18 protein-coding genes are annotated in these 20,455 nt (G+C 72.0%); 12 read left to right on the top strand and 6 right to left on the bottom strand.

Annotation, left to right across the window (positions count from 1 at the left end):
- Positions 1–48: 48 nt before the first annotated feature.
- The gene (locus D452_RS0114645) at positions 49–921 is read left to right on the top strand and encodes a ketopantoate reductase family protein (RefSeq protein WP_017544904.1); all 873 of its coding nucleotides are present in this window, start codon (positions 49–51) and stop codon (positions 919–921) included.
- A 208-nt stretch (positions 922–1,129) separates the two neighbouring features.
- Here D452_RS0114645 and D452_RS0114640 read toward each other — a convergent pair whose 3' ends face one another.
- The gene (locus D452_RS0114640) at positions 1,130–2,029 is read right to left on the bottom strand and encodes an ion transporter (protein ID WP_017544903.1); all 900 of its coding nucleotides are present in this window, start codon (positions 2,027–2,029) and stop codon (positions 1,130–1,132) included.
- A 166-nt stretch (positions 2,030–2,195) separates the two neighbouring features.
- Between D452_RS0114640 and D452_RS0114635 the strand changes: the two genes are divergently transcribed.
- On the top strand, positions 2,196–2,507 hold the full coding sequence (locus D452_RS0114635) for a hypothetical protein (protein ID WP_017544902.1): 312 nt from the start codon (positions 2,196–2,198) through the stop codon (positions 2,505–2,507).
- Here D452_RS0114635 and D452_RS0114630 read toward each other — a convergent pair.
- The gene (locus tag D452_RS0114630; RefSeq protein WP_083927528.1) at positions 2,485–3,129 is read right to left on the bottom strand and encodes a FadR/GntR family transcriptional regulator; all 645 of its coding nucleotides are present in this window, start codon (positions 3,127–3,129) and stop codon (positions 2,485–2,487) included. The genes D452_RS0114635 and D452_RS0114630 overlap by 23 nt on opposite strands.
- A gap of 389 nt (positions 3,130–3,518) precedes the next feature.
- Between D452_RS0114630 and D452_RS0114625 the strand changes: the two genes are divergently transcribed.
- From D452_RS0114625 to D452_RS0114610, 4 genes are read left to right on the top strand one after another with little or no spacing between them, the layout of a single operon-like run.
- Positions 3,519–4,259: a (Fe-S)-binding protein gene (locus tag D452_RS0114625; RefSeq protein WP_017544900.1), complete on the top strand. Its 741-nt coding sequence runs from the start codon at positions 3,519–3,521 to the stop codon at positions 4,257–4,259.
- Positions 4,256–5,683 carry a lactate utilization protein B gene (locus D452_RS0114620; RefSeq protein ID WP_017544899.1) on the top strand — a complete coding sequence of 476 codons (1,428 nt, stop codon included), beginning with the start codon at positions 4,256–4,258 and terminating at the stop codon, positions 5,681–5,683. The genes D452_RS0114625 and D452_RS0114620 overlap by 4 nt, the downstream gene beginning before the upstream one ends.
- Positions 5,680–6,360: a LutC/YkgG family protein gene (locus D452_RS0114615; protein ID WP_017544898.1), complete on the top strand. Its 681-nt coding sequence runs from the start codon at positions 5,680–5,682 to the stop codon at positions 6,358–6,360. Before D452_RS0114620 ends, D452_RS0114615 begins: the two co-directional genes overlap by 4 nt.
- Positions 6,361–6,376: 16 nt before the next feature.
- Positions 6,377–6,565, top strand: coding sequence for a hypothetical protein (locus tag D452_RS0114610; RefSeq protein WP_193374238.1), 189 nt, complete (start codon positions 6,377–6,379; stop codon positions 6,563–6,565).
- Positions 6,566–6,593: 28 nt separating this feature from the next.
- Here the strand turns inward: D452_RS0114610 and D452_RS0114605 are convergent, their stop codons facing one another.
- On the bottom strand, positions 6,594–8,024 hold the full coding sequence (locus tag D452_RS0114605; RefSeq protein ID WP_026129319.1) for a cytochrome P450 family protein: 1,431 nt from the start codon (positions 8,022–8,024) through the stop codon (positions 6,594–6,596).
- Between the two features lie 274 nt (positions 8,025–8,298).
- On the opposite strand from D452_RS0114605, the gene D452_RS0114600 reads away from it, so the two are divergent.
- The 4 genes from D452_RS0114600 to D452_RS0114585 all read left to right on the top strand — a co-directional run bounded on the left by D452_RS0114600 (position 8,299) and on the right by D452_RS0114585 (position 12,757).
- On the top strand, positions 8,299–9,096 hold the full coding sequence (locus D452_RS0114600; RefSeq protein WP_017544896.1) for an SAM-dependent methyltransferase: 798 nt from the start codon (positions 8,299–8,301) through the stop codon (positions 9,094–9,096).
- Between the two features lie 396 nt (positions 9,097–9,492).
- On the top strand, positions 9,493–10,770 hold the full coding sequence (locus D452_RS31715; protein WP_017544895.1) for a DUF2786 domain-containing protein: 1,278 nt from the start codon (positions 9,493–9,495) through the stop codon (positions 10,768–10,770).
- A 57-nt stretch (positions 10,771–10,827) separates the two neighbouring features.
- Positions 10,828–11,616, top strand: a complete 789-nt coding sequence (locus tag D452_RS0114590) for an RNA ligase family protein (RefSeq protein ID WP_026129318.1) — start codon at positions 10,828–10,830, stop codon at positions 11,614–11,616.
- A complete protein-coding gene (locus D452_RS0114585) occupies positions 11,600–12,757 on the top strand; it encodes an AAA family ATPase (RefSeq protein WP_017544893.1) in 1,158 nt (385 codons plus the stop codon). The genes D452_RS0114590 and D452_RS0114585 overlap by 17 nt, the downstream gene beginning before the upstream one ends.
- A 177-nt stretch (positions 12,758–12,934) precedes the next feature.
- On the opposite strand, the gene D452_RS28325 is transcribed toward D452_RS0114585, so the two are convergent.
- A complete protein-coding gene (locus D452_RS28325) occupies positions 12,935–13,396 on the bottom strand; it encodes a pyridoxamine 5'-phosphate oxidase family protein (RefSeq protein WP_017544892.1) in 462 nt (153 codons plus the stop codon).
- Between the two features lie 395 nt (positions 13,397–13,791).
- Here D452_RS28325 and D452_RS0114575 point away from each other — a divergent pair, with 395 nt between their 5' ends.
- Complete coding sequence (locus tag D452_RS0114575; RefSeq protein ID WP_239646391.1) at positions 13,792–15,141, top strand: MFS transporter; 1,350 nt, start codon at positions 13,792–13,794, stop codon at positions 15,139–15,141.
- A 426-nt stretch (positions 15,142–15,567) separates the two neighbouring features.
- On the opposite strand, the gene D452_RS0114565 is transcribed toward D452_RS0114575, so the two are convergent.
- Positions 15,568–17,253 (bottom strand): nSTAND1 domain-containing NTPase, encoded by a 1,686-nt coding sequence (locus D452_RS0114565; protein ID WP_017544889.1) that lies wholly within the window; start codon positions 17,251–17,253, stop codon positions 15,568–15,570.
- A gap of 146 nt (positions 17,254–17,399) precedes the next feature.
- On the bottom strand, positions 17,400–17,573 hold the full coding sequence (fxsA, locus tag D452_RS29675) for an FxSxx-COOH cyclophane-containing RiPP peptide (RefSeq protein ID WP_017544888.1): 174 nt from the start codon (positions 17,571–17,573) through the stop codon (positions 17,400–17,402).
- 266 nt (positions 17,574–17,839) lie between these two features.
- Here fxsA and fxsT point away from each other — a divergent pair, with 266 nt between their 5' ends.
- Entirely contained in the window at positions 17,840–20,434 is a 2,595-nt protein-coding gene (gene fxsT / locus D452_RS0114555) for an FxSxx-COOH system tetratricopeptide repeat protein (RefSeq protein ID WP_017544887.1), read from the top strand.
- Positions 20,435–20,455: the final 21 nt, after the last annotated feature.

Here is a 20,455-nt window from a genome sequence, read left to right as displayed (position 1 = left end):
GAATCAAACGAACGTATGATTCAAACGAACGTGTGAAAGAGGATCATCATGAAGCTGCTCGTCTACGGCGCCGGGGTGTGCGGCAGCCTGTTCGCGGCACACATGCACGAGGCCGGCCACGACGTCTCGCTCCTCGCCCGGGGCGAGCGCCTGGCAGCTCTGCGCCGACACGGCGTGCGGCTCGCCGAGGAGGACAGCCCGGCGGTCAGGCAGGTGCCGGTACCGGTGGTCGAGCGCCCGGAGGGCGGGTACGACCTGATCACCGTCTTCGTCCGCGCCCATCAGGCGGACGCGGTGCTGGAATCACTCGCGGGTGTCCCGGGGGACGTGCTCTCCATGCTCAACTGGGCGGGCGGACCGGAGGCGCTGAGCGCGCGGATCGGCCACAAGCGGTTACTCCTGGGATTCCCCACGACCGGCGGCACGATGGACGGCGACGTGGTCCGCTACCGCAGGACCAATGTCCTCACCCGCCGGGTCGCGACACCGATCGGCGAGCCGGACGGACGTACCACCCCGCGTCTGGAGCGGATCGTGGAAACGTTCCGCACCGCCGGGATCAACGCCAGGGCCGAGCCGCGGATGGACGCCTGGCTCAGGACGCACGCCGCGTCCGCGGTTCCCTTGGAGCAGGCGGCCTACGCGGCGGGCGGCCCGGAAGCGTTGGCCGACGATCCGGACGCGGTCCGCGGCATGCTGCACATCATGCGGCACAACCTCGCCTCGATGGAGACGCCGCCGGTGCCTCGCGCGTTCGCCGCGTTGCGGGCTCTGCCGCAAGGGCCCCTCGTGGCCGTGCTCCGGCGCTTCCTGAGGAGCCCCACGGCCGTGCACAGCGGACTCAACAACGCCTCACCCTCCACGGCGGCCGAACTCGAGTGCCTGGCCGAACAGCTCCGCGCCCGTACGGGAGCCCGCTGAGCGGCCCAGGACGCCGAGGCCCCCCGCCACGCGTACCACCGCCGGTCCCACAGTCCTCGAACCCGGCTCAGTGAGCTCCACGACGGCGACCTCGGACCGTTGCGGTGGCGGTGGAGGCTTCGGCCCCCGCACTTGGCTTGGCTTCCCCATGCGAACACGTCCTTCGGACGGCGCGGCACCACGGGGCGGTTGCTGGTTGGTGCGGCGACTAGATGCGCTCGTGCTCGCCACGGAGCAGCTCGCGCTCGTCGCGGAGCGAGGCCACCTCGGCGCGCAGCGCCCGCAGCTCGGCGAGGATCTGCCGCTGGCCCTCGTCCGGGGTCCGGCTGGCACCACCGTCCGGGGTGTCCCCGGGGTCTCCGTCGGGGGCGCTGCCCTCCTCGGCGCCCGGGGCGCCGCCCTGCCCGGGTCTGCCGTACTGCTCCTCGTGTCCGGCCTTGTCCAACGCCTCGACCGCCACCGCGATGAACAGGTTGAGGGCGATCAGCGTGGACACCATGACGAAGACCACGAAGAACACCCACGCGTACGGCTGGTGCTTCATGACCTCGGCCGCGATGTTGCTCCAGCCGTCGGCGGTGAAGATCTGGAACAGGGTGAACAGCGAGGTCCCCAGATCACCGAAGTACTGCGGGGCGTCCGTGGCGAAGAGCCGGGTGGCCATCACCGCGGAGACGTACAGCAGCAGCACCACGAGGACCATGATCGAGGCCATGCCGGGCATCGCGCGGAACAGCCCGGCCACCACGTGGCGCAGCGACGGGATCACCGACAACAGTCGCAGGACCCTGAGCACCCGCAGGATCCGCAGCACCGCGAACGGACCGGAGGCCGGGAGCAGGGCGATCCCGATGATCACCATGTCGAACCAGCTCCAGGGGTCCCGGAAGAACTCCCGGCGATGGGCGAACATCCGCAGGCCCATCTCGAAGACGAACAGGGCCAGGATGACCCGGTCGACGCTCTTCAGGAGATCACCGTGGTTGTCCATCATCCGCGTCGACGTCTCGAAACCGAGGATCACGGCGTTGATCAGGATGAGGGTAATGACGCTGGCCTGGAACCAGGGGGCCTCGACGAGGGCACGGACCCGTTCGCGCGTGATCACTGGGAGGAGAACTCCGTCTCTGTCTTCGGACGACGGCGCAAAAGCCTACCGTCGGCAACGGGCGCCCCGTTTCGTCCTCTTCGCCCTCTGCGCGGCTGACCACTGGCGTCTCCCGCCGCGACCAGGCATGATCGAATACAGGGAAACCGAGGCGAGGGGGCCGCCGATGACGGAATCCGCCGAATTCGACAGGGACGCCACGGACGTCGACGACGTGGACGCCGAGATGGACGTGGGCGCCCCGGACCAGGACTCCGCCGTGGCGGAGTACCTGGAGGACCACTCCGAGAACCATCGGATCGACGAGATCGAGGACCACGGGGTACTCGGTGTAGACGCGGAAGTCGGCCAGGAGGTTCCGGACGGGGAGTCCTCCCTCGAGGAGGACGGCTCCACGGAGCCCCGGCGCGAGGACCTGTCGCGGGTCCTCAGGGCCGAGCAGTACGCGGACCGGGTCAACCGTCGGCTCGAAGGCTGAGCCAGCGCTCCCCCCGCAGCACGTGCGCCGCGGCGGCCGCCCGGGCCGCCTCGGGGTCGCGCGCCGAGAGCGCCTCGTGGATGCGCCGGTGGTCCTGGAAGAGGGTGTCGGTGAGCCCCTCCGCTCCGAGCCCGGCCCAGACCCGTTCGTTGAAGGTGCGCGAGGACAGCCCGGCGTGGACCGCGGAGAGCGTGGCGTTGCCCGCGCAGGCCACGACGGCCTGGTGGAAGCCGAGATCGTCCGCGGCGTGGTCGGCGGGCGCGCGTTCGGCCGCGTCCTCCATCCGGTCGAGGAGGCGGCCGACCAGGGCCAGGTCCTCGGGGGTGGCGCGGGCGGCGGCGAGGGCCGTGGCGGCGGGTTCGATCATTCGGCGGACCTGGAGGACCTCCAGCAAGGTCTCGTCGCGCGAGACCTCGGCCAGGACGGAGAAGGCCTCCAGGAGGTCGGCGGGGCGCAGCGCGGTGGCGTAGACGCCCGCCCCGTGGCGGACCGACAGCACCCCCAGCGTGGTGAGGGAGCGGATCGCCTCGCGTACCGATCCCCGGGAGACGCCCAGCCGGACGGAGAGCTCCCGTTCCGTGGGCAGCCGCTCCCCAGGCCCCACCTCCCCGTCGGCGATCATGGCCTTGATCTGCTCGACGGCCCGTCGGGCCACCGGGGTCCGCACGTCCTCGACCACGCCACTCCCCCGTCTCCGTCACGAACACGGCGATTCTACTCGCCATGCCCGTGCTCGCGCCCGCCTGACCTCGCCGATTGGTCGGACCACCCGTGCGATGGATCGTTCCCCGGACTGCCCCGCCCACCGAACGGACACCTCACCCGGGGTGGGGGAAGGATGCACTGCGTCGTGTATATGGCACCTGAACGCCCGACGCACGCGTGTCGAGACCGCTACGGGGTTCTTGCTCCCCCTCGCGACGCTGTGCGAAAGTGGTCGGACCACGTGCCCCGGTTGCCGTCCGTCGGACCGGACGCTCCTCCCGCCGGGCCGGGGCGTGAAGGAGGCCCATGCGGATCGCCCTGTTCGTCACGTGTGTCAACGACACCCTCTTCCCCGACACCGGGCGCGCGGTGGTCCGCCTCCTGGAGCGGTTGGGCCACGAGGTGGTCTTCCCCGAGAACCAGACCTGCTGCGGTCAGATGCACTACAACACCGGGTACCGGCGCCCCGCCGCGAGGCTCGCGGTGCGCTTCGCCCGGACCTTCGACGGCGCTGACGCGGTGGTGGTCCCCTCCGCCTCGTGCGCGGCGATGGTGCGCGACAACTACCCCCGGCTCGGCGCGGCGGGCAGCAGGCTCTCCCGCAAGATGGCCGACCTCGGCCCCCGCGTGTACGACCTCACCGAGTTCCTCGTGGACGTCCTGGGGGTCACCGACGTGGGCGCCTACTTCCCGCACAGGGTCGTCTACCACCCGACCTGCCACGGGCTGCGCCTCCTCGGCCTGGGTGAGCGGCCCTACCAGCTGCTGCGCGCCGTGCGCGGCCTGGAACTGCTCGAACTCCCCGGCGCCGCCGAGTGCTGCGGGTTCGGCGGCACGTTCTCGGTCAAGAACGGCGACGTCTCGGCCGCCATGGGGTTCGACAAGGCCCGCCACGTGGCCGAGACCGGCGCCGAGGTCCTGTGCGCGGTGGACAACTCCTGCCTGATGCACATCGGCGGCACCCTGTCCCGCCAGCGCTCCGGGGTCCGGGTCACCCACATCGCCGAGATCCTGGCCAGCACCGAGAAGGAGTACGCGCACGCATGAGCGCCACGTTCCTGGGCCTTCCGCCCTTTCCCGAGGCCGCCCGTTCGGCGGTCGGCGACTCCCGCACCCGCCACAACCTGCACAAGGCCACCCACACCATCCGGGGCAAACGCGACGCGGTCGTCGGTGAGCTGGGGGACGACTGGCGGCGGCTGCGCGCCGAGGGCGAGCGGATCAAGACCCACACCCTGCGCCATCTGGACCACCACCTGGAACGGTTGGAGGAGTCGGTCCACCGCGCGGGCGGCACGGTCCACTGGGCCGCCGACGCCGCTGAGGCCAACGAGATCGTCACCGAGCTGGTGCGCCGGACCGGTGAGACCGAGGTGGTCAAGGTCAAGTCCATGGCCACCCAGGAGATCGAACTCAACGGTGCGCTGGAGGCGGCCGGGATCACGGCCTACGAGACCGACCTGGCCGAGCTGATCGTGCAGCTCGGCGAGGACCTGCCCTCCCACATCCTGGTGCCCGCCATCCACCTGGCCCGCTCCCAGATCCGGGAGATCTTCCTGGACCGGATGTCGGAGTGGGGGGTGCCCGCCCCGCCCGGGCTCACCGACGACCCCCACGCGCTGGCCGAGGCCGCCCGTGTCCACCTGCGCGAACTGTTCCTGCGCGCCAAGGTGGCGGTGTCGGGGGCCAACTTCGCCGTGGCCGACTCCGGGACGCTCGTGGTGTTGGAGTCGGAGGGCAACGGACGCATGTGCCTGACCCTGCCGGAGACGCTGATCTCCGTGGTGGGGATCGAGAAGGTCGTGCCCACGTGGTCCGATCTGGAGGTGTTCATGCAGCTGCTGCCCCGCTCCTCCACAGGGGAGCGGATGAACCCCTACACCTCCACCTGGTCCGGGGTGACCCCGGGAGACGGTCCGCGCGACTTCCACCTGGTGCTGCTCGACAACGGCCGCACCGACGTGCTCGCCGACACCGTGGGACGCCAGGCGTTGCGCTGCATCCGGTGTTCGGCCTGCCTGAACATCTGTCCCGTCTACGAACGCACCGGTGGTCACGCCTACGGGTCGGTCTATCCGGGGCCGATCGGCGCGATCCTCACACCGCAGCTGCGGGGGATGTCCTCGGAGGTGGACCGGGCGCTGCCGTACGCGTCGTCGCTGTGCGGGGCGTGCTACGACGTCTGCCCGGTGGCCATCGACATCCCGGAGGTCCTGGTGCACCTGCGTGAACGGGTCGCGGAGGGCCCCGGGCACCTCGGTGAGAAGGCCGTCATGGCCGGGGCGGAGGCGGTGTTCGGTTCGGCCGGGGCGTTGGACGCGGTGCAGCGCGCGGCGGGGCTTGTCGGTGGGGACCTGCCCCGGCACCTGCCGGGGCAGGCGGGGAAGTGGACCGACACCCGGGACGTGCCGGACGTACCCGCGGAGTCCTTCCGCCAGTGGTGGAAGCAACGGGGGAAGGGGCAGCGATGAACGGCGCGGACGTGCGTGGCGGGAGCGGCGGGGCCATGGGTTCCCGGGGGCGGGTCCTGGCCCGGGTGCGGGCGGCGCTCGCGGACGTGCCCGCAGACGACCCGGTGACGCCCCCACCTGGGGAGGGGTACGCCGAGAGCCACTTCGAGGGGGAAGCCCTGGAGGTGTTGGTGGACCGGCTGCTGGACTACCGGGCGCTGGTGGAACGGGTACCGGAGGCCGCTCTGCCCGAGCGGATCGCCGCCTCACTGGAGCGACGCGGTGCCGCCCGGGTGGCGGTCGCCTCGGGTGTTCCACGGGAATGGCTCTCGCGGGTGACCGCGCGCCAGCTCACCGACGCGCCGGAGGCCCCGTTGTCGGTGGCCGATCTGGACGCCTGCGACGGCGTGGTGACCGGGTGCGCGCTGGCGGTCGCGGAGACCGGGACGATCGTGCTGGACGCCGGACCGGACCAGGGCCGCCGGGCCCTCACGCTGGTCCCCGACTACCACCTGTGCGTGGTGCGGGCGGACCAGGTGGTGGACGGGGTGCCGGGGGCCGTCCGGCTCCTGGATCCGGCACGGCCGCTCACGTGGATCAGCGGTCCCTCGGCGACCAGCGACATCGAACTCGACCGGGTGGAGGGCGTGCACGGTCCCCGCACTCTGGAGGTGCTGCTGGTGGAGCCCTCCGACTGAGGTGTCGGGGCCGGTCGTGGCCGTGCCCCCGGAGCGGTGGCGGAGGCAGTTCGGCGACCTCCCGGTGGAGTACGGGGTGGACCCGGTGCGGAGCCACGCCTGCGCCTACTTCGACCACCACCGGCGCGGCGGCGACCAGCCGACTCCGGACGATCCGGGGAGCGTCCACCCCGAACTGGCCGTGGTGGACCCCGAGGGCGGCTGAGGTCCGGTCCGGGACGGCCCCCCCGGTCTCAGGCCCGGGGGTTCCAGGTCTCCAGGAGCTGTTCGAGGGGGTCCGGGACATGCGGTTTCTCGGCGAAGGGCGCCTGGTAGCGGGCTCCCTGAGCGGCGGGCAGCCGCGTCCTGCGGCGGCTTCTGCGTCTGACGACCGGTTCACGCGGCTCGGGCCGGGCTCCGGACTGCTCGCGCTCCCCGGTCGGGGTGAACCAGACGGGCAGCTCCACCAGCCCGTGTACTCCGGGTGCGGGGCGCCACCGCAGTTCGGCCGGCTCGACCGCCATGACCATGCCCCGCATCCGGTCCAGCGCCGTGTCGATGGCGGTGCGCACCAGTTCCCGGGTGAAGGCGGTGGCCGGGCAGCGGTGGGCGCCGGCGCCCCAGGACAGGTGAGCGCGGTTCCCCGCCAGCAGGGCCACGGAGTCAGCGGTGTCACCGGAGACGGAGGGGTCGGTGTGCGCGGAGCCGAACCCGAAGAGCAGCGGCTCACCCCGCCTGATCCGGGCCCCCGCGAACCTCATGTCCGTGGTCGCGTAGCGCCCGGCGAGCACGCTGACCGGCGGTTCGGTCCACATGACGTAGTCGACGAAGTCCTCCGGTGTGAGCGTGCCGCCGAGATACGCGGTCCACACTCCGGGGTCCTCGATCAACCTGAGCAGGGCGTTGCCGATGAGGTGGGTGGTGGGTTCGTGGCCCGCCGCCCACAGCAGGTGCAGCGCCTCGACGGCCTCCTCGTCAGTCAGCCCGTGCGGGTGCTCCAGGATCGAGGAGGTGAGGTCCCGGCCCGGCTCGGCGCGTTTGCGGGCCACCAGCCCCCGGAAGTAGGCGCGCACTGCCGGCGCGGCGGTGGCGGCTCCTTTCTGGTCGCCGCTCCACAGGCGGGCGCTGAGGTCCGCGAGCAGGTGCCCGTAGGAGTCGGGCAACCCGAGGAGTTCGTTGAGGGCCAGAGCGGGCAGGGGTGCCGCGTACTGCCCGATGAGGTCGGCGGCGCCCGCCGACTCGACCCGTCCGATCAGGTGTACGGCGGCGCGCTGGACCACCGGGACGAGCTGTTGGGTGCCGACGGAGGCCAGCGCGTCCACGATGGGCTGGCGCAGGCGCTGGTGGTCGTCGCCGTCGCGGTTGAGGGCCGCCCCGCGCACGGGCGCCGCACCACTGGCGTCCCAGGGGCGCGGGTCGGCTGAGAAGTGGGTCTGGTCGCGCAGGACCTGGAGGTTCTCCTTGTAGCCGAGCAGAAGCCAGCCGGGGACGCCGGGCGAGACCTCCACGGAGACCAGACCTCCGTGTCGGGAGCGCAGCTGGTCCCAGGGCGGTTCCTCTCCGCGCGCCAGCCCCCGGTCGCCGTCCTGCTGGGGGGAGAGGGCTGTCTGCGCGGTGTACGGACAGCGCGCGGCTCCCGCCGCCCCCGCCGCGTCATCGCCCGTGGACCCTGTTCCGTGACGCATGGAGACTCCTCGGTGGCTGCGGTGGGAACGACGGTAGGCGCCGAATGTTTCCGGGTCGCTTCCATGAGGAAAGGGGCGCCTTTCGGCGTCGGGCACCGGCCCCCTCCGCAGGACGGGTCGGGAGGAATCGGACCGGCTACCGAAGCGGCGGAGCAGAGCATCGCCGCGCTCCCGAGAACCCTTGGGAGCAAAGGGATGTGGGTTGCCCGGAGGGACGGCGGGGCAGGATACTGCGCCTGATTCGTGACAGCCCTGCCCCCACCGGAAGGCCCCCATGACGGACACCCCGAGCACCGCCCCCCTGGACACGACCGTCGCCCACTCCGCCCGCGTGTTCAACTACTGGCTGGGCGGCAAGGACCACTACCCGGTCGACCGCGAACTGGGAGAACAGGTCGCGAGCTCCTTCCCCGAGATCGTCGAGCTCACCCGCGCCGACCGGCAGTTCATCATCCGCACCGTCACCCACCTGGCCCGTGAGGAGGGCGTCAGACAGTTCCTGGACATCGGTACCGGACTGCCCACCGCCGACAACACACACGAGGTGGCACAGAGGGTCGCGCCCGACTCCAGGATCGTCTACGTCGACAACGATCCGATGGTGCTCTCCCACGCGCGCGCACTCCTGACCAGCACCCCCGAGGGCGCCACCCACTACATCGACGCCGACCTGCTCGACCCGGAGTCGCTGCTGGCCGAGGCCCGCGAGCACCTGGACTTCAGCCAGCCGATCGGGCTGAACATCATGGGCACGCTCGGGCACTTCCCCGCCGACGAGCGGACCTACGCGCTGGCCCGCGCCTACGTGGACGCCCTGCCCTCGGGCAGCTTCCTGGCCCTGTGCGACAGCACCGACACCAGCCAACAGATCGTCGACTCCGCCGCGGTCTGGAACGAGAACGCGGCGCTCCCCATCCATCTGCGCACCCCGGAGGAGATCGGCCGGTTCTTCGACGGGCTGGAGCTCCTGGAGCCCGGGGTGGTCTCCGTCCCCTTCTGGCGGCCGAACCCCGCCGAGGTCGGCCGGATCAGCGAGGTGGCGCACTACGGCGGAGTGGCCCGCAAACCCTGACGCGTCCCACGGCCCGCCCGCCCGCGCTCGGGGCCGCCCGGTGTCCGGGCTCAGGGCCCCGGCACGGGCGGGCCGCGCCCCTCCGGAACGGCGATCCGGGTACCGACGATCATGCCGAGCGGGACCGGGACCCGTTCGTCGAGCCCGGTCGGCGAACGACCGCCCGCTGGCCAACCCCGCGAGGCGGTCCGCCACCGGGACGCTCGGGGTGCGCCGCGTCCCTCCGTGCGGCCACTCCACGACCGGCCAGGGCGGCCCGCGGGGCCGGCGGGGGTGTGCTCCCCCACCCCCACCACCGAATCCGCAGGCCACCGCTGGCCGGTAGGATGGCCAGTCGGCCCGGAGGGGGCCGCACGGCCGCAGGGCCCGACCGTTTCTCGAACCGGGAGTACCACCGTGGGCAGGAAGGGCCGCAGACGCGGCGACGCGCGGGCCGAGGCCGAGTGGGCCGGACCAGGTCCCTCGGACATACCCGTGGAGGTGGTCACCGGCGCCGTGGAGGCGCTCGTGCGCGGGCAGGAGGGCGGCGGCGTGGATCTCGCGGCGGCCCGGCTGGCCGACGCCGAGGACCCCGCCTGGGCCGGGGCGGCGGGCCGCGCGCTCTTCGACACCCTGCTCTTCGCGATCGCCGACGCCTGGGCGCGCGGCTGGCAGCCCACGGAGACGGTCCGGCACGTGTCCCGTGAGTCCGGCGCGCTCGCCGCCACCGTGTGCGCCGAGGCCGTGACCGCCGACCTCGAACGCCACTCGGCCGCCACGGTGGACCCGCGCTGGACCGAGCAGGTGCGTGCCCTGGGCGCGACCGCCCCCGGCTCGGGTGATCAGCACCTGACCCGGTTGGGCACCGAGCACGGCCTGCTGAGGTTCGAGGCGGTCGAGGTGGTCCTGCGCCTCCTGGCCGTGTTGCGTGTGCTGCCGCCGATGCGCCGTCTGGGACCGCCCCCGGGCACCTTCCGGCCCGGTGTGCACACCTCCGCTCCGGTGGACCGGGGTCGGCTCCAGCGCGTGCGGGCGCTGCTGGCCAAGGCCGAGTCCACCGAGTTCCCGTCGGAGGCCGAGGCGCTGACCGCCCGGGCCCAGGAGATGATGGCTCGGCACAGCATCGACCTCGCCCTGGTGGCGCAGGACCCCGAGGAGCCGGAGGCCGCCTCCGCCCGCAGATTGCCGGTGGACTCGCCCTACGACGAGCACCGGGCCGTACTCCTGACCGAGGTCGCCGAGGCCAACCACTGCCGTGCCGTCTGGCACCGGGAACTGGGGCTGAGCACCGTGATGGGGTTCCCCGGCGACGTGGAGGCGGTGGACCTGCTGTACACGTCCCTGCTGGTGCAGGCCGAGGCCGCGATGCGGGTGAGCGGTTCGAAACGGGACCGTTCCGGGCGCGGGGCGCGCAAGGACTTCCGGGCGTCGTTCATGTCCGCGTTCGCGGTGCGGGTGGGCGAACGCCTCACCGAGTCGGCGCGCGCCGCCGAGGAGGCGGTCACCGCCGAGACCGGTACCGACCTCGTGCCGGTGTTCGCCGCCAGGGAGAAGGCGGTGGAGGCCGCGGTGGACGAGGCCTTCGGAGCGCTGACCTCGTCCCGGGTCCGGGGGCCCTCCAGCTCCGAGGGCTGGTACGAGGGCCGCGCCGCCGCGGACGCCGCGTCGCTGGGCACCCGCTCCAGACTGACCTGAGGGCTCGGGCCGGAAAACCGCTGGCTCCGTGGGTCGTCGGGTGTGTACAACCGTCACATGCTTCGCAAGTACCCCCGCACCCGGCACATCCGTGGGTCGCGGCTCCAGCACGGTGACCACGACCTGTCGGCCGAGCCGTTCGCTCACCTGGCCGGGCGGCACCTGGTGGTGGAGGAGAAGCTGGACGGCGCCAACTCCGGGATCAGCTTCGGTCCCGACGGCGTACTGCGGCTCCAGAGCCGGGGGCACTACCTGACCGGCGGCCCCCGGGAGCGCCAGTTCGCCCCGTTCAAGGCCTGGGCGGCGGCGGTCGCGCCCGCGCTGCGGCCCCGGCTGGAGGACCGGTACGTGCTCTACGGCGAGTGGCTGTACGCGCGGCACACCGTGTTCTACGACGCGCTGCCGCACTACTTCTGTGAGTTCGACGTGCTGGACACCCGCGACGGGACGTTCCTGTCCACGTCGCGCAGGAGGGCGCTCCTGTCCGGAACCCCCGTGGTGTCGGTGCCCGTGCTCCACGAGGGGCCGCTGGCCTCGCTCGCGGAGCTGACCGCGCTGGTCGGGGCCTCCGCGTGCCGGACCCCCGGGTGGCGGGCGGCGCTGACCGAGGCCGCCAGGGCCGGTGGCGCCGACCCCGAACGTGCGCTGGCCGAGACGGACGGCTCCGACCTCATGGAGGGGCTGTACGTCAAGGTCGAGGAGGGCGACCACACGGTCGACCGGTACAAGTGGGTGAGGGCGGAGTTCACCTCCGCGATCCTGGACGCGGGTACGCACTGGCTGGACCGGCCCCTGATCGCCAACGCCCTGGCCGATCCGGAGGTGCTGTATGCGACTGTTCGATGAGCTCTGCCCCGCTCCGCCGTACTGGGGCCTGGACTGGGGACGGGTGCGGGAGGCCTTCGCGTGGGTGCGGGACCTGGCCGGGGTGGAGCAGGACCCTGTCCACCACGCCGAGGGGGACGTGGAGGTGCACACCCGCATGGCGTGTGAGGCGCTCTCCGAACTGCCCGAGTGGCGTGCCCGACCCGCCGACGAGCGGGTCCGGATCTTCGCGGCCGTGCTCCTGCACGACGTGGCCAAACCCCTGTGCACCCGGCGCGACGAGGACGGCCGGGTGACCGCCCACGGGCACTCCCGAGGCGGTGACCTGCTGGCCCGCCGGATCCTCTGGGAGTCCGGGGCCCCGATCGAGTGGCGTGAGCACGTGGCCGCGCTGGTCCGCCACCACCAGGTGCCGTTCTGGGCCCTGGAACGCCCGGATCTGCGCCAGATCGCCTTCCGCGCCAGCCTGCTGGCCCGCAACGACGACCTGGTCGTGCTGGCCACCGCCGACATCCTCGGGCGCCACTGCGGAGACACCTCGGAGGTGCTGGACAACATCGGGCTGTACGCCGAGTACTGCGCCGAGCAGCGCTGCCTGGACACACCGCGCGCCTTCCCCTCCGACCACGCGCGGTTCTGGTTCTTCCGCAGGCCCGACCGCGACCCGGACTACGCGGCGCACGACGACACCCGGCTGACCGTGACGGTGATGTCCGGTCTGCCCGGTGCTGGCAAGGACCACTGGATCGGGGCGAACCGGCCGGACGTGCCGGTGGTGAGCCTGGACGCGCTCCGCACCGAACTGGGGGTTCGGCCTACCGCGGACCAGCGCCCGGTGGCCGCGGCCGCCGCCGAGCGCGCCCGCGAGCACCTGCGGGCGGGCAGGTCGTTCGTGTGGAACGCCACCCACGTGTCGCGCGACCTGCGCGGGCGGTCGGTGTCCCTGGCGGCCGACTACCGGGCCAGGGTGGAGATCGTGGCGTTGGAGGCACCGCCCCGGGTGCTGGGCGAACGCATGGACCACAGGTCCGCGCCGGTACCGCGGGCGGCCGTGGAACGGCTGGTCCGACGCTGGGAGTGTCCCGATCCCACCGAGGCCCACCGGGTGACACGGCTGGCGACCGGTGAGGCCTCGGGGCAGGACCGTACGCGCCGGGTGTGACGCGGCCTCGGAGCCGCGTCCCACTCCCTTGGAACCTCCCGGAGGGACGGTGTGGGGCGAGTGGGGAGCAGGGGGCGAACGACCGCGCACCAGGGGTCCGACAGTCCGGGCTTCGGTGCGGCCCCAGGGACCGGTGAGGCTCCGGGGAAGGCTCGTCTCCACCGACGCCCCGAGGGGTCAACAGGCTCCGGGGTTCGAGGAGGTGTCGTGAGCGCCCCCGGGGGTCGGGGTGGTCTCGGGGGCGGCGCCGGACATCAGCCAGCGGGTGACACCGACTTCCAGCAGGGAGCGGCGGGGGTCCCTGCCGTAGGGAGTGCGCGGGTCCCAGCCGTACCGGTCACGGAAGGCGGCCAGGACGTCGTCCGGAAAGCGGTCGTGGACCGTGGCCGTCCCCTGGGCGACCACGGGCGCGTCGCCGTCCTCCAGGGCCAGGGACACCCTGGGGTCGCGCGACGCGTTGCGGGCCTTGACGGAGGTGGTGGACACGCCGATCCACCATCGCTCCCTCAGGTGGACGAACCACACCGGCACCACGTGCGGCGAGCCGTCGGAACGTAGAGTGCACAGCCAGACGCTACGGTCGTCGGCAAGGCGTCGGCGCAGGTGCTCGGGAGCGGGTAGGAAGGTGGGGTCGGGCACGGTGCTCCCAGGGTCGGATCGGTTCTCCAGCAGTGTGCGACCTCAACCGTGGTTGAGGTCAAGCGGAGAAAACGGCATAAAACGGCCAATCACCCTTTCCACTGTTGACACTTGCGACTCAAACGCTCATCTTGAACACCAACAGGCCGAGGTGGCACGCTTTTCCGGATAGCATGAACCGGGACCTTCAGAACCGCGTGGACCACGCCGATCGGGTCAGCACAAGCCCTCCACCACAGGGCTTGTGGCATTCGGATTTGTCACCCCAGTACCCCTTGCGTGGTTTTCGGCACTCACGTTTTCCATCTGCATTGAGAACGATGTCAACAACGGAACCCTGTGTTGGGGAAACCTTTCCGAACCGAGACACCGGACGTTGGCGACGCCATTTCGCGTTGCTGTGGAGCAGTGTGGCGCTGGCCGGTCTCGGGACCATGACCTTCGGTCTGGCCGTCCCCCTCCTGGCCCTGTTCCACACCGGCTCCCCGGTGCTGGCGGGCTGGATCTCCGCGGCCGGCATGGTGCCGCGCACCGTCCTGCACATCCCCGTCGGCCTCATGGTGGACCGCCACGACCCGCGCACCGTCATGGTCGTCGGCCTGGCCGCCCGCATCGCCTGTGTCGTCCTGTTCGTCGCCCCGGTCCTGGTGTTCGACGCGCCGGTGGTCCTGCTCGCCGTGGCCTCGGCCCTGCACGGCGTGTGCGGCACCATGCACGCCACCGCCGGAGCGGCCGCCGTCCCGCGTCTCGTCCCCCGGGACGAGCTGGCCGGGGCTGCCGCCAAGAACGAGGCCCGCACCGACGCCACCCAGATGATCGGACGCCCCCTCGGTGGCGCCCTGTACGGCCTGGCGCACGGACTGCCCGCGCTCTTCGACACCGTGGTCTCCGCCCTGGGGCTGTGGGCGGCCTGGCTGCTGCCCCGGTCACGGCCGAGGCCCCAGCGGTCCGACCCCCGGCACGGCGTCCTCCGGGAACTGGCCGGGGGTTTCCTGTTGCTGCGCACCGACCGCTTCCTGCTGCGGTCGCTGGTCGTGTGCACCATCACCAACGCGCTGTTCCAGTCGGTGTGGCTGATCATCATGCTGACCGCCACCGACGAGGACCTGTCCGCCTTCCTGCTCGGCGTGGTGCTGGCGGCCACCGGCGCTGGAGGGCTGCTCGGCGCCCTGCTCGCCCCGATCCTGGTGCGCAGGCTGACCCCCACCCGGATGGTGGTGCTGTGCCTGTGGTCGTGGCTGGCCCTGACCCTCCTGCTCGTCGTCGCCGAGCGGGCCGGGTCCACCTGGCTCCTGGCGGCGCTGCCCGTGGTCTGGGGCGGCATCGGGTTCGTCGGGGCGCACATGAACGTCACCGTGGCGACCTACCACACCACCCACGTCCCCCCGGAGCTCCTGGGGCGCCTCACCGGCACCGTCCGCTTCCTCAGCGGCGGCGCTCTGCCCGCGGGGATGCTGGGCGGGGGCTACGCGCTGGAGGCTCTGGGAGTACACGGCACGGTTCTGCTCGTGTGCGGGGCCACCGGCGCGCTGACCCTCGTCTTCACTCTGCTCCTGGCTCTGCGCCCGCGTCCTCCCCAGCCGGCTCCGCCACGGAACCGGCCCCGCCCCCGGACCGCCCCACGGGCGCTCCCGCCTCCAGCACCCACTCCGCCGGAACCGCCCCGGCCAGCGCCCGAAGACCCGACGCCAAATCCCGGTGCACCTGGTCGGCGCTCCGGTCGGTTCGCGCCTGAACGTGGTTGACCACCTCGTCCACCGCGTCACGCAGCTCGTCGACGTGGTCCTGGCCGTCCGGAGGCAGGACGTCGCGCATGCGCTCGACCGCGATCACCGCCTCGTAGATGTCGGTCCGGGCCTGCCGCACGAGGTCGGACAGGTCGTCGCCGCCCTGGCGGGGAGGACCCTGCATCCGGATCTGGGCGATGTTGCGCATGCCGATGTCGAGCCGCAACACGCTGCCGCGCACCTCCTCCAACCGTGTGCGCACCTCCCGTTGCCGGGCCCGTCCCCGCTCGTACTCGCGCTGCTCCCGCTCCCGCTTGAGGGTGTGATCGGCCCTCCAGCGTTCGACCTTCGCGGTCCGGTAGCCGGACAGCGCCGTGGCCCCCAGGGTGCTGATCGCGGTGATGACACCGGTGATCAGGGCGACCAGGACGGTGGAGTCCACGCTCAGTTCCTCCCCTGACCGGACGTTCCCCGCTGCTCCGCGCGGATCTCCCCACGGGTGCGCCGCGCCTCGGTGATCCCGCCGCCACCCACCATGGCGCCCTCCAGAACGTCCAGGGCCGAGCTCCCCTGCCCCGCGAGCCAGAGCACCTGTCCGATCCCGGCCCGCAGGCTGGGGTCGGCGTGCACCCGGCTCTCGGCCGCCGCCACCCCCGTGAGCCCCGCCGACCTCTCGCCCGACATCAGGCGGTTGCGCGCCTCGGCGACCAGCAGACGCGAGACCGCCGCGCCGTCGCCGACCGCCTCGCGCTGCCTGGCGGCGTCCGCGTAGTGTCGGGCCGCCGTCAGGTGGTCGCCGCGCTCGAACGCGAGGTCGCCCAGAAGCGCGGTGAGCAGCGCGCGCTCCCTCGGGTTCGCCGCGGCTCGGCCCAGGCCGCGACGGGCGTGCTCGGCGGCCAGCGCCGTCTCCCCCCGGGTGTGCGCGGCGCGGGCAGCCTCCAGGGGTTCGGGGCCGCTCGGGGAGGAGGGCCCGCGCGCGAACGGGGAGAGGGCCGCCAGAGGGCCTGCCAGCCTGGGGTGGCGCAGCAGGTAGGCGGAACCGTCCCGGTTGGCGGTGACCAGGTGGCGGTCCTCCAGGGCGTGGACCACCCCGGGTGTCAGTTCGCTGTCCGGATCCTCGCAGGCCGGCCGGCCCACGCCCCGTGGACCGGCCTCCGCCACCGCGCGCAGCCAGGCGTACGGCACCTCCGGGGGCACCAGGTGTTCGTCCGCCACCTCCGAGAGGACTCCTGACAGACGCTCGGTGAGAAGGCGGTCGACCTCGGACTCGGCGTCCGGGACCAGGGCCGTGCCGGACGCGCTGGCCCGCTCCCAGAGCGCCTGCCCCAGGAACTGGAGGAGGGCGGGCTCCACGGTGTCCTTCGGGGGACACGGTTGTGCCCCCGCGTCGCGAGCGGTGCGGGCCCGGTCCACCAGCCGGTCGGCGTCCCGCGCGGCGGTACGGGAACCCGCCAGCGCCAGGGCACGCGCCGCCGCGTCGGTGGCGGTTCCCGGGGCAAACGGCGTGAGTCGCACCTCGGCGTGGTCGACCTCGCGTTTCTCCACCAGGCGCCGGAGTTCGTCGAGGTGCTGCGTGCGCACGGAGAGCAGCAGGTGGAGGTCGGTGCGGTGCTCCACGGCGGTGAACAGTTCGTCCAGGAAGTCCCTGCGCACCGGTTCGGGCGCGGCGGAACGCCGCAGGAGGAGTTCGGTCTGGTCCAGGACGGCGAAGACCGGCCGGGGCAGACCCTGCCGGTCGGTGCTCTCGTGGGTGCGCAGGTAGTCGCTGATCGAGGTGCCGGGTCCGTGGGTGGGGAACTCCGAGGGGCTCCACAGGGCCAGCAGCGCGCGGCTGTAGGGGTTCTGCCCGGGGAGTATCGCGGCGGGGAACACCGGGTCGAAGCGGAGTTCGCCCTGGGGCAGTACGGTGCTGCCGCGGTCGGTGAGCGCGGGCACGGCCCCCGCTCTGACCAGGGATGTCTTTCCCACCCCGTTGTCACCGTGGAGGACGGTGAGCCGGTGGCGGCTCCAGGAACGCACCAGTTCCTCGGTTTCGGAACGGCGGCCGAGAAAGTGTCGCCGGTCCTGGGCGCGGAAGGGCCGCGCCCCGACGAACGGTCCGTGCGCGTGGACGATGGCGGCTCGTGTCATGAAGCAGCTCCCGGCCAGCGAGAATGGAGACAGCACCTCTGTGAGGAGCGCTGTCCATGGTGTCACGGGTCAGGGCGTGGTTCGAGCCCCTGCGAAATTCCTGTGTCCTTTTCGCCGCACGGACGACGTCGCGTCACCGAACGGTGCTACTCGGGGTCGTTGACGAACCCGGCCACCACCTCGGCGCCGGCCTCCCCGGGGTCGAGCACCGTGCGCAGCGCCTCGGCGATCGCCGATCCGCCCATCGCCTCCAGGTCGCGCAACGACAGTTCACCCACGTCCACCAGTGCCGTTCCCCCGGTGGACCCGTGTTCTCCCATGTGCTCGCCTCCGCGTGATAATGGCCGCCGTCGTGCGGCCAGCCGCGAACTGACGGTGGGGTCCGCCCTTTCGCCACGGCGTTCTTCGATTCGCCGTACAGAAGTTCCTACCACACACCTGTCCTTCCCTAACCTCTTCGCCTACGCTGATGACGTTGACCAATCCCTCACGCAACAAGTAGTGACACAACACAACACCGGGATTTCTTCCGTTCAAGGGGAAAAGAAATTCCTGGTGGGGCCTATGTGAAACCGGAGGACAACGCGTGACCGCTTCCAAAGGGAACCCCCAGGACCAGAGCAGGAACCGTTTCCCGGAAGGAGCCGGACACGGCGGAAACAGATTTCCCGAGGTCTGGGGCCGTGTTCCGCCGCGCCACAAGAACTTCACCGGCCGCGACGAGCAGATCAGCGCACTTCGCGGCGGGTTGCTCAACCAGGTCACCGCGGTGGTCCCCCACTCCCCCTCGGACCCGGTGGTCCCGCACACGCTCCACGGGTACGGGGGTGTCGGCAAGACCCTCATGGCCGTGGAGTACGCCCACCGCTACCGGGCCGAGTACGACCTCGTCTGGTGGATCATGGCCGACCAGCCCGGCCTCGTGGACTCCGCGCTGGCCCACCTGGCGCCGCACCTGGGACTCCCCGGCCCGGCGGTGACCGGGGTCGAGGACGCCGCCGACGCTGTCCTGGAGGCCCTGCGCAAGGGTGAGCCGTACTCGCGCTGGCTGCTCATCTTCGACAACGCCGACGAGCCCGAGGAACTCACCGAGGTCATCCCCCAGGGTCCCGGGCACGTGCTGATCACCACCCGCAACCACCGGTGGGAGGGTGTGGCCGAGACCGTGCCGGTCAACGTGTTCAGCGAACACGAGAGCGTGGAGTTCCTCAAGAAGCGCATCCCGCGCGGCATCACCACCGCGGAGGCCGTCGAGCTGTCCGAGGCGCTGGGGCACCTCCCCCTGGCGCTGGAACAGGCCGGGGCCCTCCAGTCCGAGACCGGCATGTCCACCCAGGAGTACCTGCGCCTGCTCTCCGAGCGCACCGGCCCGCTGCTGCGCGAGGGCAAGCCCCCTGAGTACCCCAAGCCCATGACCGCCGCCTGGCAGCTGTCCGTGGAGAAACTCAAGGAGAATCTGCCCGAGGCCATGGAGCTGCTGCGCTGCTGCGCCTTCTTCGGCCCCGAGCCCATCCCCCGGGACCTGTTCTTCCCCGTGGACGACGGTCCGATCCGCCCCGAGATGGCCGCCCTGATGGACGACCCCATCCGGCTGAGCAAGGCCATCGGCCAACTGGGCCGGTACGCGCTGGTCCGCCTCGACCAGGCCAACCGGACCATCCAGGTGCACCGGCTGATCCAGGCTCTGCTGCGCGAGGAGCTGGACGAGGCCACCCAGGAGTCGATCCGGGTCGAGGTGTGGTCCCTGCTCAGCGCGGCGGCCCCGAACTCCTTCACCGACGCCGCGTCCCAGGCGCGCTACTTCGAACTGCTCTCCCACATGCGCCCGGCCGGAGTCGCCGAATCGGAACGGCCCGAGGTGCGGCGCTTCGCGCTGAACATGCTGAACTTCCTGTACGTGTCCGGCAACTTCGAGACCGCCGGACGGTACGCGGAGAACTTCATCGAGAAATGGACCGCCGACTCCGGCGAGGAGGACTCGTTCGTCCTGGAGGCGCAGGCCAAGTACGCCAACCGGCTCCGGGACCTGGGAAGCTACATCGCCTCACACGACCTCAACCTGGCGATCCTCCCCAAGATGCGCCGCACGCTGGGCCACGCGCACCCGGAGACCCTCTCCGTGCTCTCCGGGCTGGGCGCGGACTACCGTGCGCGCGGGGACTTCTGGCAGGCCCGCGAGCACGACGAGGAGGTGCTGCGCCAGTACCAGGAGGCCTTCGGCCCGAACGACACAGCGACCCTGCGCGCCATGAACAGTCTGGCCCTGGACCATGCGCTCACCAGCGACTTCGCGGGCGCGCAGAGCAAGCACGAGCGCGCCTACATGCTGTTCAAGCGCAGCGGGCCGACCGGGGCCTCGCCCACGCTGCTGGCGTTCTGGTCCGGGCTGGCCCAGGTGGTGCGGCTGGCGGGTGACTACACCGAGGCCTGCGACCTGGGCGAGGACGCCCTCGCCTACGGTCGTGAACACCTCGGTGTGGACGACCCCCGCACGCTGCGCACCCAGGTGGACCTGGCGATCGCCCGCAGGCTCTCGGGGGAGCTGGACGAGGCCCTCGAACTCGGCCAGGACGCGCACTCGCGCTACCTGCGCCTGCACGGCATCAACCACCCGAGCACCCTGGCCGCGGCGATGTGCCTGGCGAATCTGTGGCGCATGACCGGCGAGCTGGCCGGGGCACTGGAGCTGGCCGAGGACACCGACATGCGCTACGCGCAGGCCTACGGCGCCGACCACCCGTACAAGCACGGCTGCACGAGCAACGTCGCGCTGCTGTACCGGTTGATGGGCGATCCGGCGCGTTCCCGTTCGATGAACGAGTCCGCGCTGACCGCCCTGGAGGCCAGGCTCGGCCGCAACCACCACTACACCCTGGCGGCCGCCACCAACCTGGCCAGCGACCTGGCCGCCCTGGGTGAGGCGAAGAACGCCACACGGTTGGGCCGGGGCACCCTGCGCCGCTACCGGTCCCTGCTGGGCGAGGAGCACCCCAGCTCACTGGCCTGCGCCTCCAACCTGGTGCTGGACCTGCGCGCCGAGCAGGAGACGGACGACGCCGACGCGATGGCCGAACACACCTTCACCGGCTTCCTGCGCGCCCTGGGCCGCGAGCACTCCTTCACCGGCGCGGCGGGGGAGGGCCGCCGGCTGGTCGCCGACTTCGATCCGCCCCTGCTCTGAGGGCCCCACGCTTCGGGCCGG

This window comes from Nocardiopsis prasina DSM 43845 (assembly GCF_000341265.1).
GTDB lineage: Bacteria > Actinomycetota > Actinomycetes > Streptosporangiales > Streptosporangiaceae > Nocardiopsis > Nocardiopsis prasina.
Note: the sequence above shows the minus strand (reverse complement) of the source record. Positions and strands in the feature narration are given on the sequence as shown.

Coding starts and splice junctions, on each gene's coding strand:
- D452_RS0114645 (WP_017544904.1), top strand. CDS start 49: ATGAAGCTGCTCGTCTACGGCGCCGGGGTGTGCGGCAGCCTGTTCGCG.
- D452_RS0114620 (WP_017544899.1), top strand. CDS start 4,256: ATGAGCGCCACGTTCCTGGGCCTTCCGCCCTTTCCCGAGGCCGCCCGT.
- D452_RS0114635 (WP_017544902.1), top strand. CDS start 2,196: ATGACGGAATCCGCCGAATTCGACAGGGACGCCACGGACGTCGACGAC.
- D452_RS0114625 (WP_017544900.1), top strand. CDS start 3,519: ATGCGGATCGCCCTGTTCGTCACGTGTGTCAACGACACCCTCTTCCCC.
- D452_RS0114600 (WP_017544896.1), top strand. CDS start 8,299: ATGACGGACACCCCGAGCACCGCCCCCCTGGACACGACCGTCGCCCAC.
- D452_RS0114605 (WP_026129319.1), bottom strand. CDS start 8,024: ATGCGTCACGGAACAGGGTCCACGGGCGATGACGCGGCGGGGGCGGCG.
- D452_RS0114585 (WP_017544893.1), top strand. CDS start 11,600: ATGCGACTGTTCGATGAGCTCTGCCCCGCTCCGCCGTACTGGGGCCTG.
- D452_RS0114630 (WP_083927528.1), bottom strand. CDS start 3,129: ATGATCGCCGACGGGGAGGTGGGGCCTGGGGAGCGGCTGCCCACGGAA.
- D452_RS0114590 (WP_026129318.1), top strand. CDS start 10,828: ATGCTTCGCAAGTACCCCCGCACCCGGCACATCCGTGGGTCGCGGCTC.
- D452_RS0114615 (WP_017544898.1), top strand. CDS start 5,680: ATGAACGGCGCGGACGTGCGTGGCGGGAGCGGCGGGGCCATGGGTTCC.
- D452_RS0114565 (WP_017544889.1), bottom strand. CDS start 17,253: ATGACACGAGCCGCCATCGTCCACGCGCACGGACCGTTCGTCGGGGCG.
- fxsA (WP_017544888.1), bottom strand. CDS start 17,573: ATGGGAGAACACGGGTCCACCGGGGGAACGGCACTGGTGGACGTGGGT.